This is a genomic window from Roseomonas mucosa ATCC BAA-692 (genome assembly GCF_000622225.1).
In the GTDB taxonomy this organism is placed as follows: Bacteria; Pseudomonadota; Alphaproteobacteria; order Acetobacterales; family Acetobacteraceae; genus Roseomonas; species Roseomonas mucosa.
In genome coordinates, this window is sequence record NZ_JHWD01000004.1 from 29,504 (window position 1) to 42,946 (window position 13,443).

The 13,443-nt window shown below is 70.7% G+C and carries 15 protein-coding genes; 8 read left to right on the forward strand and 7 right to left on the reverse strand.

Going from position 1 to position 13,443, the window contains the following annotated elements; genetic code table 11:
* Positions 1-83: 83 nt before the first annotated feature.
* Together BT98_RS0106940 and BT98_RS0106950 are read right to left on the reverse strand one after the other, a co-directional pair.
* The gene (locus BT98_RS0106940; RefSeq protein ID WP_202801169.1) at positions 84-1,433 is read right to left on the reverse strand and encodes a YsnF/AvaK domain-containing protein; all 1,350 of its coding nucleotides are present in this window, start codon (positions 1,431-1,433) and stop codon (positions 84-86) included.
* Between the two features lie 286 nt (positions 1,434-1,719).
* Complete coding sequence (locus tag BT98_RS0106950) at positions 1,720-2,994, reverse strand: DUF445 domain-containing protein (protein ID WP_037250088.1); 1,275 nt, start codon at positions 2,992-2,994, stop codon at positions 1,720-1,722.
* Positions 2,995-3,356: 362 nt separating this feature from the next.
* Here BT98_RS0106950 and BT98_RS27160 point away from each other — a divergent pair, with 362 nt between their 5' ends.
* Genes BT98_RS27160 through BT98_RS0106965 form a run of 3 tightly spaced genes read left to right on the forward strand, consistent with a single transcriptional unit; the run spans position 3,357 to position 5,179 of the window.
* Positions 3,357-3,518: a hypothetical protein gene (locus BT98_RS27160; protein WP_019459718.1), complete on the forward strand. Its 162-nt coding sequence runs from the start codon at positions 3,357-3,359 to the stop codon at positions 3,516-3,518.
* Positions 3,515-4,258 carry a metal ABC transporter ATP-binding protein gene (locus BT98_RS0106960; protein ID WP_026032960.1) on the forward strand — a complete coding sequence of 248 codons (744 nt, stop codon included), beginning with the start codon at positions 3,515-3,517 and terminating at the stop codon, positions 4,256-4,258. Before BT98_RS27160 ends, BT98_RS0106960 begins: the two co-directional genes overlap by 4 nt.
* 48 nt (positions 4,259-4,306) lie before the next feature.
* Positions 4,307-5,179: a metal ABC transporter permease gene (locus BT98_RS0106965; RefSeq protein ID WP_019459720.1), complete on the forward strand. Its 873-nt coding sequence runs from the start codon at positions 4,307-4,309 to the stop codon at positions 5,177-5,179.
* A gap of 9 nt (positions 5,180-5,188) precedes the next feature.
* Here the strand turns inward: BT98_RS0106965 and BT98_RS25990 are convergent, their stop codons facing one another.
* The 3 genes from BT98_RS25990 to BT98_RS0106980 form a co-directional block, all read right to left on the reverse strand.
* Complete coding sequence (locus BT98_RS25990; RefSeq protein WP_019459721.1) at positions 5,189-5,704, reverse strand: FUSC family protein; 516 nt, start codon at positions 5,702-5,704, stop codon at positions 5,189-5,191.
* 25 nt (positions 5,705-5,729) lie between these two features.
* A complete protein-coding gene (gene poxB / locus BT98_RS0106975) occupies positions 5,730-7,457 on the reverse strand; it encodes a ubiquinone-dependent pyruvate dehydrogenase (RefSeq protein WP_019459722.1) in 1,728 nt (575 codons plus the stop codon).
* A 137-nt stretch (positions 7,458-7,594) separates the two neighbouring features.
* On the reverse strand, positions 7,595-8,089 hold the full coding sequence (locus tag BT98_RS0106980) for a nucleoside deaminase (RefSeq protein WP_275437379.1): 495 nt from the start codon (positions 8,087-8,089) through the stop codon (positions 7,595-7,597).
* 45 nt (positions 8,090-8,134) lie between these two features.
* On the opposite strand from BT98_RS0106980, the gene BT98_RS0106985 reads away from it, so the two are divergent.
* A complete protein-coding gene (locus BT98_RS0106985) occupies positions 8,135-9,148 on the forward strand; it encodes an LLM class flavin-dependent oxidoreductase (protein WP_019459724.1) in 1,014 nt (337 codons plus the stop codon).
* Positions 9,149-9,181: 33 nt separating this feature from the next.
* Here the strand turns inward: BT98_RS0106985 and BT98_RS0106990 are convergent, their stop codons facing one another.
* On the reverse strand, positions 9,182-9,448 hold the full coding sequence (locus BT98_RS0106990; RefSeq protein ID WP_019459725.1) for a hypothetical protein: 267 nt from the start codon (positions 9,446-9,448) through the stop codon (positions 9,182-9,184).
* A 59-nt stretch (positions 9,449-9,507) separates the two neighbouring features.
* Positions 9,508-9,801: a hypothetical protein gene (locus BT98_RS0106995; protein ID WP_019459726.1), complete on the reverse strand. Its 294-nt coding sequence runs from the start codon at positions 9,799-9,801 to the stop codon at positions 9,508-9,510.
* Between the two features lie 153 nt (positions 9,802-9,954).
* Here BT98_RS0106995 and BT98_RS0107000 point away from each other — a divergent pair, with 153 nt between their 5' ends.
* From BT98_RS0107000 to BT98_RS23520, 4 genes are all read left to right on the forward strand, one after another.
* Positions 9,955-11,691 carry an L-lactate permease gene (locus tag BT98_RS0107000; RefSeq protein WP_019459727.1) on the forward strand — a complete coding sequence of 579 codons (1,737 nt, stop codon included), beginning with the start codon at positions 9,955-9,957 and terminating at the stop codon, positions 11,689-11,691.
* A gap of 152 nt (positions 11,692-11,843) precedes the next feature.
* The gene (locus tag BT98_RS0107005) at positions 11,844-12,464 is read left to right on the forward strand and encodes a chromate transporter (protein WP_019459728.1); all 621 of its coding nucleotides are present in this window, start codon (positions 11,844-11,846) and stop codon (positions 12,462-12,464) included.
* A gap of 5 nt (positions 12,465-12,469) precedes the next feature.
* On the forward strand, positions 12,470-12,997 hold the full coding sequence (locus BT98_RS0107010) for a chromate transporter (RefSeq protein ID WP_019459729.1): 528 nt from the start codon (positions 12,470-12,472) through the stop codon (positions 12,995-12,997).
* A gap of 71 nt (positions 12,998-13,068) precedes the next feature.
* On the forward strand, positions 13,069-13,443 hold the full coding sequence (locus tag BT98_RS23520) for a PRC-barrel domain-containing protein (protein WP_019459730.1): 375 nt from the start codon (positions 13,069-13,071) through the stop codon (positions 13,441-13,443).

Sequence of the window (13,443 nt, forward strand, 5' to 3'; positions counted from 1 at the left end):
CCGTTCAATCCGGGCCGGAGCCTATGCCTCGGCCCCTCTTCAGGCTTCGTCCACCGGCCGGCAGTCGGCCGGGAACACCGGCGCTAGATGGGGTTGCGCGGCGGCGTGGTGGGGGTGGTGGAAGCCGGTGTCCTGCTGTCGTCCACGTCCACCTCCGTGTGGCGGACCGTATCCTTCACCGTCTCCGTGTGCTCCGTCGCGCTCTTGCGGATGACCACCTCTTCCTTCACCCGCGCCTCCTTGGCGACGACGGCTTCCTCGCCATGCTCGGTTGCCTCGATCGTGCGCTCCTCGAACATGCGGTCGGCATCGGAAACCGGCCGGTCCACCGGGCGGCGCTGCACGTCGACGTGTTCCTCGCGCAAGGTCACATCCTCGCTGACCGGCGTCTCGACGACATAGGAACGGACGCGGACACGCCCATGCTCCGTGTCACGCTTGCCGATGCGGATCTGCTCCTCGACGATCGGAATGACTTCCTCGCCATTGTCCCGAGCGGTCCCCACCGCGCTGGCAGTGTCCGCCGAAGGCATGGCGGCCGGCATCGTGCCCATGGTCCCCGGAGCGGTGGGGGACTGCGGGAGCGAGGTCGTGGTGTCGCCCGTCGTCAGGCCATGGGTGGTGTCGCTCCAGCCCTGGTTGCGCCACTCCGCCTCCCGGGCGTCCAGGTCGACGGCGCCATGGCTCTCGAAGACATCGGAGGCATGATCCAGAAGCTGTTCCGGCACTTCCGCCGAGACGACCACGCCGCCCCGCCGCAGGCCCTCGGTATAGGTCGCCCGCTCCTCGTCGGGGACGAAGAGGTCCTTCAGGGATGCCCAGAAACCCTTGTCGTCCGTCGGGCGGTAGTCTGACGCGGTGTCCGCGTCGACCGCGTAGACCCTGACATGGCTGCGGTCGATGCCATCATGCTGGAGCAGATGTTCGACGACCGCGTCGGCTTCCTGGCGGGTGTCGAACAGGCCGGTAAGGATGCGTGTCATGCTGGGTTTTCCTTCGTCTGCTGGTGTCGGTGTTGGGTCCTGCAAAGCGCTCCGGGCGTGGTCGGCTTCACCGGCCTCCACCCGTTCGATCGTCGCCGACTGGCTGCGGCGCGTCAGAGGGTATTCCAGGGCTTCCGTCGTACTCACATAGCGGAGCCGGACCTCCTCCTTGAGGACCAGCCGTTTCTCGACCACAAGGATTTCCTCGACGACAGGAATGACGAGGACATCGCCCTCCACCCTGCTTTCGAGCATGTGGTCCACTTCCCGCCCAATCGGGACCCGCTCCACCTCCACGCGGCGGCCGCGCAAGGTTTCCCGGACCACGTCTTGCAACGTTTCCGTCTTCAGCGACACGCGTACACGCGCTGTCTCAACGTCCTGCTTGGTGACAATGAGAGTTTCTTCAGCGACGGGTACAGCCACTGTCTCCGGTTCCTTGCCGGACATCGTGGTCTCCCTCGGGACTGCTGCCCTAACGCCTGCCCGGAGACGGAAGTTTAGGCGGAGCTTTCTGCTTGGAATGACGCTGCCGTGATGCAGCCCGTTACTTTGGCCGGTTTTCCCGTTCCGGTTGAGGACCGACGGGTTCTTGATCCGGCATCGTCATGCTTTGCCGCGATATGTCACGATGCTTCGCGCCGGCAGGCAGCCCTGCGACGAGCAACCGTGCAGGCCGCATCCACGCCGCGGGCTATGCTGGTTTCCCCGGGGCAGGCCGCCCCCGAAGGCGCCGCTAGAAGGCCACGTATCCTGCGACGCTGCTCAGCAGCGCGAACAGCAGGCCCCCGACCAGGAAGCCGACCACCGTGCCGTTGATCCGCACGAACTGCAGGTCGCGCCCGACCCGCAGCTCGATCCGGTCCGTGACGGTCCGCGCGTCCCAGCCACTGACCACCTCGGCCACGAAGCCGGACAGGCGCTGCCGGGCGGAGGGCAGCAACGCCAGCAGCATCCGCTCCACAGCCGCGTTCACCCGGGCGCGGGCGCCGGGGTCCTCTGCCAGCACCTGGCCCGCATTGTCCAGCGCGGCCCGTGCCAGGGCCGCCAGCCGCCCGTCCGGATTGGCGGCGTCCATCTCCGCCGCCCAGCGCACCCGGTGCCAGGCATCGTCCAGCCAGCCCGCCACCACGCCATGGCGCAGGGCCGAGCGCAGCGCCTCCCCGATCTGGGCGGCGCGCTGCGGGTCGTGCTCCAGGCGGTCCAGCTCGCGCATCACCCATTCGTCGAAGGCGGCGCGCAGCCCGCTTTCCGCATTCTCGGAATTCAGCGCCTCGTCCAGCGCGCCGTTCACCGCCGTGACCACGCGCTTGGCGAGATAGGCCCCGGCGACCCAGCCGACCACGGAGCCGCCCTGGTCGCGGACGCGCTTCTCCACTTCCTCGCGCAGGGACTGCTCCTTGTTCCGCAGCACCTCGCGGATCTCGCCCAGCGCCAGGGCGAAGACGTCGCGGTGCTTGCCGCCCTCGACCAGCGTGCGCAGTGCATGCGCCAGCAGCTTCGTGGCGGCAGGGCCATCGGCGAGGCGCGGCAGGATTCGCAGCACCAGCTTCTGCGCCCTGCCCTCCTGAACATTGGCGAGCAGGCGCGGCACCGAGGCGGCGATGGCCCGCGCGGCCGGCCGCGTCGTCGCCTCGTCGGCCAGGACGTTGCGGATCACCCCGGCGAGGTCGAGCCGGGCGATGACCTTTGCCACCTCGCGCTCCGTGAAGACATGCTCCGCCACGAAGCGGCCCAGCGCAGCGCCGAGGCGCTCCTTCTGGCGCGGGATGATGGCGGTGTGCGGAATCGGCAGCCCCAGCGGATGGCGGAACAGCGCCGTGACCGCGAACCAGTCGGCGATGCCGCCCACCAGCCCGGCCTTGGCGCTGGCCTGCAGCAGGTCGGTCCACCAGCCGGGCGGCAGGGCATAGGCCCCCACCGTCAGCGCCGCCATGACGAGCAGCAGCCCACCCGCCAGGGCCTTGTGGCGCCGCAGCCGGCGGCGCAGTTCGTCTTCGCCTGCCACCATGGGGGCGGCCGGAGGGGCGGCCGGAGGGGCGAACAAGGGTTCCGGCGGCGGGACGGTGCCCTCTCCGGCGGGGGAAGGCGATGCGGCGGCCCCGTTGCCCAGCGGGCGGGAGGTTCCGGCGGCTCCGCTTGGCTTTCCGATTGGCGAAGAGGCCGGGCCTTCCCGGCCGGCCGCGTCAGGGTCCGTCGCCACATCGTCTGTTGCCGCAGCGTCCTGTGGCAGAGGCGAGGAAGGGGTTTCCGGCGGCCTGCCCTGGCCGGCACGCGGCGCGGAGGGGGAAGCGGGGCTGTCCTGCATAGGGCGCGGAATTGGCGGGGACGGAAGCGCTTGTCCAGTGCTCTCAGGATGTTATGTAATAACGTATGGTCCGCCTGCCCGATCCGCTCGCCCTGTCCACTGGTGTCGTTCCGCGCCTGATCCTGGCCATCGGCCTGTCCGGGCTGCTGTGGCTGGGTGTGGCCTGGGCCATGTCCGACGAGCCTGTGCCGAGTGACATCGCCCCCGTGTCAGGGGGGCAGCCATGAGCGCCATGGGCGGCATCCGCCTCCGCGACCTGACGGTGGCGCATGAGCGCCGCCCGGCGGTGCACCATGTGAACGGCCTCTTTCCGCAGGGCAGCCTGACCGCCGTGGTCGGGCCGAACGGTGCCGGCAAGACGACCCTGCTGCGCGCCATCGCCGGCCTGCACAACCCCAGCGAGGGCAAGGTGGAGCGCAACTGCGGCCGCATCGCCCTGCTGCCGCAGATGACCTCGCTGGACCGTTCCTTTCCGATCACCTGCCTCGACGTCGCGATGCTGGGGCACTGGCCGCGCCTGGGCGCCCTGCGCGGCGCCTCCGCCGCCGACCGCGGCCGGGCTGCCGAGGCCCTGGCGGCGGTCGGGCTGGATGGCTTCGGCCGGCGCCCGGTGGGCAGCCTTTCCGCCGGGCAGTTCCAGCGCCTGCTCTTTGCCCGGCTGCTGGTCGAGGACGCGCCGGCGATCCTGCTCGACGAGCCTTTCAACGCCGTGGATGCCCGCACCGCCGCGGACCTGCTGCGGCTGGTCCGGGACTGGCACGGCCAGGGGCGCACCGTTCTCGCGGTGCTGCACGACATGGAGTTGGTGCGCCGGGAGTTCCCCGACTGCCTGCTCCTGGCGCGGGAGGCCGTGGCCTGGGGGCCGACCGAAACGGTGCTGACCGCGCAGAACCGCCTGCGCGCCCGGATGATGGCGGAAGGCTGGGACGAGGATGCCGAGGCCTGCGACCGTCCCGTCGCGGCCTGAGCCCATGTCTCTTTCCGCCACGTCGCCGGCCGGGGCCCCGTTCCTGGCATGAGCGCCCATGACCTGCTCTTCTCGCCCTTCATCGAATTCGGCTTCCTGCGCCGGGCGCTGATCGGCTGCCTGGCGCTCAGCCTCGCCGCGCCGCCACTCGGCGTCTTCCTGATGCTGCGTCGGATGAGCCTGTCCGCCGACGTGCTGGCGCACGGCATCCTGCCCGGCGTGGCGGCGGGCTTCTGGGTCGCCGGCCTTTCCGTCACCGCCATGTCCCTGGGCGGGCTGGTGGCGGGGCTGGGCGTGGCGCTCGGGGCCGGGGCGCTGTCCCGCGCTACAGGCGGGCGCGAGGATGCGACGCTGGCCGCGCTCTATCTCCTGGCGCTCGCCCTGGGCGTCGCCATGGTGTCCGTGCGCGGCGGGGCGATGGACCTCACCCACCTGCTCTTCGGCAGCGTTCTGGGCGTGGACGACGACGCGCTCCTGATGATGGCGGGGGTCTCCACCCTCACCCTCCTGGTCCTGGCCCCCGCCTGGCGGCCGCTGGTTCTGGAATGCTTCGATCCCCAGTTCGCCGCCGCGCAGAGGGCGCATGGCGGGGCCTGGCACATGCTCTTTCTGGCCCTGGTGGTGCTGAACGTGCTGGCGGCCTTCCAGGCGCTCGGCACGCTGATGGCGGTGGGGCTGATGATGCTGCCCGCCGTCGCCTCCCGCCACTGGTCGCGGCAGATCGGTGGGCTGGCCCGCGCCTCGGCGTTGCTGGCGACCATCGCCTCCACGGCGGGGCTGCTGCTGTCCTATCACCTCGACGTCCCGACCGGCCCGGCCATCGTGCTGGTGGCGGGCGGGCTCTGGGCCGTCTCGGTGATCGCAGGGCCGGTGGACGGGCTGCTGGCCCGGCTGCTGCGGCGGCGCCATCTGGCGGGATAGCCCCCGGCCTCAGCCGCCGCCCGGGGTATCACCGCCCTTTTCCCGGGACGGAGAGCGGCCGAGGGCGACCAACGAGCGGAATTCCAGTGCCGCGATGGCGGTGGCGATGCAGGCGCCAAGCGTCACTTCCAGGAACCGCGCGAGGCCGCTGGCCAGAATGCTCATCTCCGGCGGATGGCCGAGCAGGGTGATCGCGGCGGTCCAGAGGCAGACCCGCCATGCCGGCCAGACGGAAGCCAGCAGAGAAGCGAGACCGGTCGCCACCCCCAGCACCAGCAGGGGCGGCGCGCCGAGGGGGTAGAGCAGCAGATGCACCGCCATCGCGATGGCCACGCCCAACGCGGTGCCGATCAGCCGGCCACGGAAGCTGCGCAGCGTATCGGGCAGCCGGTCCTGCGCCACCACCAGCGCCGAGACCGGCGCCCAGACCGGCTGCGGCAGGGCCAGCGCCAGTGCCGCCCCGTAGGACAGCACCGCGCTGGCCATGGCCCGCGCCGCCCGGAACAGAGGCGGCCAGGGCAGCATCACCCCCCGCCCCGGGCTGCGCGGCTCAGAGCCGCAGGTTGCTGCGGGCGAGGTCCAGGATCTCGTTGCCGCGTCCGCTCATCACCGCCTTCAGCGCGAAAAGGCCGAAGCCCTTCATCTGCTCCGCGGTGATCTTCGGCGGGATGGCGAGTTCCTGCCGGTTGCTCACCACGTCCAGCAGCGCGGGCCCTTCCTCCGCCAGCACGTCCCGCACCGCCGCCTCCAGCTCGCCCGGGTCGGTGACGCGGCGGGCGGGGATGCCGCAGGCCCGCGCCATGGCGGCGAAGTCCGGGTTCTCCAGCGCCACGCCGGTCTCCAGCAGCCCGGCAGCCTTCATCTCCAGCTCCACGAAGCCCAGCGTGCCGTTGTTCAGCACCACCACCTTGGCCGGCAGCTTCTGCTGCCGCAGGGTCAGCAGGTCGCCCATCAGCATGGTGAAGCCGCCATCGCCGGAGAAGGAGATGACCTGCCGCCCGGGAAAGGCGCATTGTGCACCGATCGCCTGCGGCAGGGCATTGGCCATGGAGCCATGCACCCAGGAGCCGATCAGGCGCCGCCGCCCGTTCATCTTCAGGTAGCGCGCCGCCCAGACCGTGGGCGTGCCGACATCGGCGGTGAAGATGGCATTCTCCGCCGCCTGCTCGCTCAGCACGCGGGCCAGGTGCTGCGGATGGATCACCCCCTCGCCCGGCCGGCCTTGCGCGAGCGCGTCCAGCCCCTCCCGCGCCTTGCGATAGTGCGCGAGGCAGCTATCGAGGTAGCGGCGGTCCTGCTTCTCCACCAGCCGGGGCAGCAGCGCCGCGATGGTGGTGCCGACATCGCCGACCAGCCCCAGGTCCAGCCGCGTGCGGCGGCCCAGATTCTCCGGCCGGATATCGACCTGGGCGATTTTCGCCTCCTGCGGATAGAACTGCCGGTACGGGAAATCCGTACCCAGCATCAGCAGCGCCTCGCAGTTCTCCATGGCGTGGTAGCCTGAGGAGAAGCCGATCAGCCCGGTCATGCCGACATCGTAGGGATTGTCGTATTCCACGAACTCCTTGCCGCCGAGCGCGTGGACGATGGGCGATTTCAGCACCTCCGCCAGTTGCAGCAGGGCGCCATGCGCATCGCGGCAGCCGCGCCCGCAGAGCAGCGTGACCTTGGAGGCACCGTTCAGCATCTCGGCCAGCGCCTCCAGCGGCCCTTCCGCCGGGCGGACCACCGGTGCCATGGGCAGCAGCGCCGTGGTCGTGGCGGGGGCAATGGCGGGCTTCATCGCCACGTCGCCCGGGATCACCACCACGGCCACGCCGCGCTGCCCCACCGCCGCGCGGATGGCATTGTCCAGCACGCGCGGCATCTGCTCGGGGCTGGAGACCATCTCGCAATAGACGCTGCATTCGCGGAACAGGTTTTCCGGATGGGTCTCCTGGAAATAGCCGGAGCCGATCTCGGCGCTCGGGATATGCGCGGCGATGGCCAGCACTGGCACGCGGGTGCGGTTGCAGTCGAAGAGGCCGTTGATCAGGTGCAGGTTGCCCGGCCCGCAGGAGCCGGCGCAGACCGCCAGCGTGCCCGTCAGTTGCGCCTCGGCCCCGGCGGCGAAGGCGGCGGCCTCCTCGTGCCGCACATGCACCCAGTCGATCCCGCCGCGCTGGCGCAGCGACTCGGTGATCGCGTTCAGGCTGTCGCCCACCACCCCGTAGATCCGCCGGACGCCGATGCCCTGCAGCGTCTCGGCAAAAAGATCGGCCACGCTCGCATTCGCCATGGTGTCGCTCCCAGTGCTGTCAATCGGCAGGACAACATCCCAGGTCAGCCAGGATATTCATCTGGAAGAGTCGATTCGGCGCTGCCAATCGCCGGGCGCAGCCCTCGGCATCGCCGTTGCCGTCCCGCCGTCCCGGATCAGTAGGGCACCTTGTCCGCCTTCGCGGCCCAGGCCCGGAAGGTGGTGATCGCCTCCTCCGCCATGAAGCGCCGCAGGGGCAGGCGACGTTCCCCGATTGGACGCGCCACCTCGTCATAGATCGCGGCGTCGTCGAAGCCGATGACGGCGGCATCGGCGCGGCCATTGCCATAGGCGATCTCGCCGATCCGCGCCCACCAGGTGGCGGAAAGGCACATCGGGCAGGGCTCGCAGCTCGTGTAGAGGACGGCCCCGCTCAGGTCGTGCGTGCCCAGGCGGCGGCAGGCGTCGCGGATGGCCGTGACCTCGGCATGGGCGGTCGGGTCGCCATCCGGTACCACCCGGTTCGCCCCCTCTCCCACGATCCGGCCGTCCTTCACGATGACGGCGCCAAAGGGACCGCCGCCCGTCTCGATGTTCTCGCGCGACAGGGCGATGGCCCGGCGCATGGCCTGTTCGGGCGTGACGGACCCGGGACTGGTTGTATCGGGCAAGGCTGCATCCTTTCGCATCGAGCGTTTCCGCCCCATTTCTTCCGCATGAAGCCCGCGCTTTCCATCCTCGACCAGTCCCCCGTGCTCGCCGGGCACACGCCCGCGGAGGCCATTCCCGATACGCTGGAGCTCGCCAAGCTGGCGGACCGGCTGGGCTATACCCGCTACTGGCTCTCGGAGCACCACAACAGCGAGGCCCTGGCGGGCTCGGCGCCGGAGATCCTGGTCTCGGCCATCGCCGCCACCACGCGACGCATCCGGGTCGGGCCGGCGGGGATCATGCTGCCGCACTATAGCGCGCTGAAGGTGGCGGAGCAGTTCCGCGTCCTGTCGGCCATCGCGCCGGGGCGGATCGACCTGGGGCTGGGCCGCGCCCCGGGCTCGGACGGGCGCACCGCCTATGCGCTGAACCCGCTGAACGCCCGGCAGACGGAGGACCATTTCCCGCAGCAGCTCACCGACCTGCTGGGCTGGCTGGGGGACGGTCTGGCGGCGAACCATCCCTTCGCCAGCATCCAGGCACAGCCGCAGGGGACGCCGCCGCCCGAGGTCTGGATGCTGGGCAGCAGCAACTATGGCGCCCAGGTCGCGGCCTATCTCGGCCTGCCCTACTGCTTCGCCTACTTCTTCTCGGACGGGCGCGGCGCCGCCGAGGCACTGGAGACCTATCACAGCGGCTTCCGGCCCGGCGTGCTGCCGGCGCCGCACGCGGCGATCTGCGTCTTCGCCGTGGCGGCGGAGACGGAGGAGGAGGCGCGGCGCCTGTTCCGCTCCCGCGAGTTGCAGCGCACGCTGCGGGAGCGCGCCGGCTTCGTTCCCCTGCCCCCGCCGGAGGAGGCCGAGGGCTTCGCCTATGACGAGGCCGAGCTGCGGCGCATCGAGCGGCTGCGGGAGCATTCGGCCGTCGGCACGGGGGAGCAGGTCTGGGGGAAGCTGTGCCGCATGGCGGCGGAGTTCCGCTGCGCCGAGGTGGCGGTCGTCACCGCCTGCCACGATCCCATGACGCGCCGCCGGTCCTACGAGCTCCTGGCGCGGGCGGCGGGGCTGGCGGAAGGCTGATGGCGCGGAAGCCCTGCCTTCGTGAGGCGGAGGCTAGCGGAAGGCGTCCGGGCGCACCCGGTGCAGGCGCCGGGGCCGCCTTGGGCGCAGCACCAGGAAGGCGAAGGCCAGGGTCGGGACGGAGAGGATCGGCAGCAGGCCGAACCAGGTGCCGAATCGGCGCGGCAGCAGCAGGTAGGCCAGCACCACCACCCCGGCCACCAGGGCGTTCAGCAACACGGAGCCCGCCCAGCACCAGCGTGCGAGACGGAGGCGCGCGGCCTGTTCCGCGTCCTCCGCCCTGCCCTGGGTGAAGGGCATGCCGTCGGAGCGGACCTCGTAGAGCCGCGCGGGATCGGGACGGAAGGAGGGTGGCGCCGTCAGCGCCGCATCACCACGAAGGCCGGACGACCGTAGCGGCGGGCTTGCCGCATCTTCCACCACAGCGTGACGAAGGCCACCAGCCCCGCCACCACAACCACGGGGATCAGCAGGCCCAGCACCACGAAGGCCAGGGCGGCCATGGTCAGGCCGATGGCGACCACCGCCACCAGGGCGGCGGCCCCGCCCACGCGCAGCAACACGCGTTCGAGCATGCCGGGCGGCTTCGGGGTGCGGAAATCCCCCTCGGGCGTCATGTCGAGCAGGGGCGGACGACGCGATTCCTCGTTCATGGCATGGATGTCGCCCCGCGCCCCCCAAGGTTCAAGTCTCGAAACGTATCTGGCTGTCCCACGGCCCAACTGGTGCATCATGCGGTGCCGGACACCGATTCGTCGGGGTCCCAACGACAGCGCGGAAAGCACCATCCAGGGAAACCAACAAGAATGCCGTGGAACCAGTCCTACGACCCCTTCGGGTCGATCCTCCTGTCCGCCCTGGTGGCGGCCATCCCCGTCGCCACCATGCTGATCGCCCTGGCCTTCCTGAAGATCCAGGCCCACTGGGCGGCGATCTCGGCCCTGGTGGTGGCCTTCGTCGTCGCCGTCTTCGTCTTCGGCATGCCCGTGGGCATCGCCGGGCGCGCCACGCTGCTGGGGATCATGTCCGGCCTCTTCCCGATCGGCTGGATCGTGCTGAACATCATCTTCCTCTACCGGCTGACGGTGGCGAACGGCTCCTTCGAGATCCTTCAGCGCTCCATCGGCGGCATCACCGAGGACCGGCGGCTCCAACTGCTGCTGATCGCCTTTGCCTTCGGCGCCTTCTTCGAGGGCGCGGCCGGCTTCGGCACGCCGGTCGCCGTGACCGCGGCGCTGCTGATCGGCCTGGGCTTCTCGCCGCTCGCCGCCTCGGGCCTGTCGCTGATCGCCAACACCGCCCCCGTGGCCTTCGGCGCGCTGGGCACGCCGGTGATCGCGCTCGCCGGGGTCACCGGGCTCGATGTCTATACGCTCTCGGCGATGATCGGGCGGCAGCTGCCCTTCTTCTCGCTGCTGGTGCCCTTCTGGCTGATCTGGGCCTTCGCCGGCTGGCGCGGGATGCTGGAGGTCTGGCCCGCCATCCTGGTGACCGGCGTCTCCTTCGCCGTGCCGCAGTTCCTGGTCGCCAACTACCACGGCCCCTACCTGGTGGACGTGATCGCGGCACTGGTCTCGATGGGCTGCCTGATCGGCTTCATGCGCGTCTGGCGGCCGCGCCGGATCTGGAAGGACCCCTCGCTGCGCGGCCGGGACGATTCGGTGGCCGCCGGGGAAGGGCTGCGCGGCGCCGCGATGGCCCGCACCGGTCATGGGGCCGAGATGGTGGATGCGCCGCCCGTGGCCCGCATGTCGGGCGGCGGGGCGGCCGTGGCGGACCAGGGGGCGCTGCTGCGGGCCTGGATGCCCTGGCTGATCCTGACGGTCTTCGTCTTCCTCTGGGGGCTGGAAGGCACGCGGGGCCTGCTCAACGGCATCTGGTCGGCCAGCCTGCCGATCGAGGGGCTGCACCGCATGGTGGTCAAGGTGCCGCCGGTGGTGGCAGCGCCGGTGCCGGAGGGCGCCGTCTTCGCCTTCGGCGTGCTGTCCATGACCGGCACGGGAATCCTCGCGGCCGCGGTGCTGGGCGGACTGCTGATGGGCTTCTCGCCCCTCGCCCTGATCCGCGAATACGGGGCCACGATCTGGCGGGTCCGCTACTCGCTGATCACCATCGCCGCCATGCTGGGGCTGGGCTACCTCACCCGCTACTCGGGGCTGGACGCCACGATGGGCCTGGCCTTCGCCAATACGGGGATGCTCTATCCCCTTTTCGGCACGCTGCTGGGCTGGCTGGGCGTGGCGCTGACCGGCTCCGACACCGCCTCCAACGTGCTGTTCGGCGGGTTGCAGCGGATCACCGCGGAGCAGCTCGGGCTTTCGCCAGTGCTGATGGCCTCCGCCAACTCCTCGGGCGGCGTGATGGGCAAGATGATCGACGCGCAGAGCATCGTGGTCGCCTCCACCGCCACGAACTGGTTCGGGCATGAGGGCGACATCCTGCGCTACGTCTTCTTTCATTCCATCGCCCTGGCGGTGCTGGTCGGCCTGCTGGTGACGCTGCAGGCCTATGTGCCGCCCTTCACGGGGATGGTGCTGCATTAAGGCCGGACGGTTCCCGGCACCGGGGCGGTTCTCCCAAAGGGAGCCGCCCCGCCACGGGGCCATTTTCCTTCCTCTCCTTCATCCGCCGGTATCTTGCCGCCCATCCGTGCCGGACGCAGGCTTGCCGCCACAAGGGTGAGGAAACGGATCGCATGGCGGGTTTCGCGGAGGTCACGCCGGCCGGTGGCGAGCGGCCTTCCCCGCCTCCGGAAAGCGCGCCGGCTTCTCCGGCCCCGCCAGGCCTCCGCGAGATCTTCCTGGCCTTCGCCAAGATCGGCCTGACCAGCTTCGGCGGCGGCCTCAGCGGCTGGATGATGCGGGAGTTCGTGCAGAACCGCCGCTGGCTGGACGAGCGCGAATTCCTCAGCGGGCTGGCGCTGTCGCAGGCCTTTCCCGGCATCAACACGGTCAATCTCTCGATCTGGATCGGCTACCGCCTCCGGGGCGGCCGGGGCGCGCTGGCCGGGGCGGGCGGCATGGTGGTGCCGGCGATGCTGGTGGCCATCGCGGCCGCCGCGCTGTTCCGGCACCTGTCGCAGAACCCGGCCATCCACGCGATGATGCCCGGCGTGGCCGCGGCGGCGATCGGCCTCTCGCTCCAGACCGGGCTGCGCGCCGGGCGGAATGCCGCCCGCTCCCCGGTCCCGGCGCTGATCCTGGCCGCGAGCTTCGCCGGGATCGCGCTGCTGCGCCTGCCGCTGCTCTACGTCGTGCTGGCCCTGGCCCCTGTCAGCATCGCCTGGGCCACGCACGGCTTGCGGCGCGGGAGCTGAACGAGGTGCCGGAGAACCCGCTCCTCCGCCTGCTGCTGGTCTTCGTGCCGCTTTCCTTCCTGTCGGTTGGCGGCGGCCAGAGCGTGGTGGCGGACATCCACCGCCAGTCGGTCGATGTCTATGGCTGGATGACGGATGCCCGCTTCCTGGACCTCTACGCCCTGTCGCGCCTGACGCCCGGTCCCGGCTCGCTCCTGGTCACGCTGGTGGGCTGGGAGGTCGCGGGCTGGGCGGGGGCGCTTGTCGCCTCCTTCGCGATCTTCGTGCCCTCCTCGCTGCTGGTCTATGCCCTGGCGATGGTCTGGGCGCGGAACCGGGGCGCCCGCTGGCAGATCGCGGTGGAGCGGGGCCTGGCGCCGGTGGCTGCCGGCATGGTGCTGGCCGCCTCCTATACCCTGCTCTCCGCCGCCGAAGGGGGCGTGCTGGCCTGGGCGGTGGCGGGTCTCTCGGCGCTGATGCTGGTGCTGACGCGGATGAGCCCGCTCTGGCTGCTGGCGGCGGGCGCGCTGGTCTTCCTGGTACTGCGGCCGTGAAGCGGCCGCCGGGCAACCCGGCTTCACCGGCGCGCGTTTCCTCGCCTCATGTCACCGGGAGACGGAACAAGATGCGCACCTTCCTGCTGGCTTCAGCCGCCGCGGCCTTTCTGGCCATCCCCGCCCCCTCACCCGCCCTGGCCCAGGGCAGCCCCGCCATGCAGCGCATCGAACCGTCGCACCTGCTGGCGAACCGGCTTATTGATCGCGACGTCTATACCACTGACCGGGTCGAGGTCGGCGAGGTGGAGGATCTGGTGATCGACCCGTCCACCGGCCGCATCGTCACCGTGGTGATCGAAGTGGAGCGCGACCTGGGGCTGAACACGAAATACGTTGCCGTACCGCTGGACAGGCTGAGCATCGCCGCCGGGGAACGGCGCGTGACGCTGAACATGACCAAGGCGGAACTCTCCAGCCTGCCAGCCATCGACTACCACGACTGA

Bases quoted from the DNA above. Each gene is read 5' to 3' on its own strand.
- BT98_RS0106940 (WP_202801169.1), bottom strand. From the start codon at position 1,433: ATGTCCGGCAAGGAACCGGAGACAGTGGCTGTACCCGTCGCTGAAGAA.
- BT98_RS0106950 (WP_037250088.1), bottom strand. From the start codon at position 2,994: ATGGTGGCAGGCGAAGACGAACTGCGCCGCCGGCTGCGGCGCCACAAG.
- BT98_RS27160 (WP_019459718.1), top strand. From the start codon at position 3,357: ATGGTCCGCCTGCCCGATCCGCTCGCCCTGTCCACTGGTGTCGTTCCG.
- BT98_RS0106960 (WP_026032960.1), top strand. From the start codon at position 3,515: ATGAGCGCCATGGGCGGCATCCGCCTCCGCGACCTGACGGTGGCGCAT.
- BT98_RS0106965 (WP_019459720.1), top strand. From the start codon at position 4,307: ATGAGCGCCCATGACCTGCTCTTCTCGCCCTTCATCGAATTCGGCTTC.
- BT98_RS25990 (WP_019459721.1), bottom strand. From the start codon at position 5,704: ATGCTGCCCTGGCCGCCTCTGTTCCGGGCGGCGCGGGCCATGGCCAGC.
- poxB (WP_019459722.1), bottom strand. From the start codon at position 7,457: ATGGCGAATGCGAGCGTGGCCGATCTTTTTGCCGAGACGCTGCAGGGC.
- BT98_RS0106985 (WP_019459724.1), top strand. From the start codon at position 8,135: ATGAAGCCCGCGCTTTCCATCCTCGACCAGTCCCCCGTGCTCGCCGGG.
- BT98_RS0106990 (WP_019459725.1), bottom strand. From the start codon at position 9,448: ATGCCCTTCACCCAGGGCAGGGCGGAGGACGCGGAACAGGCCGCGCGC.
- BT98_RS0106995 (WP_019459726.1), bottom strand. From the start codon at position 9,801: ATGAACGAGGAATCGCGTCGTCCGCCCCTGCTCGACATGACGCCCGAG.
- BT98_RS0107000 (WP_019459727.1), top strand. From the start codon at position 9,955: ATGCCGTGGAACCAGTCCTACGACCCCTTCGGGTCGATCCTCCTGTCC.
- BT98_RS0107005 (WP_019459728.1), top strand. From the start codon at position 11,844: ATGGCGGGTTTCGCGGAGGTCACGCCGGCCGGTGGCGAGCGGCCTTCC.
- BT98_RS23520 (WP_019459730.1), top strand. From the start codon at position 13,069: ATGCGCACCTTCCTGCTGGCTTCAGCCGCCGCGGCCTTTCTGGCCATC.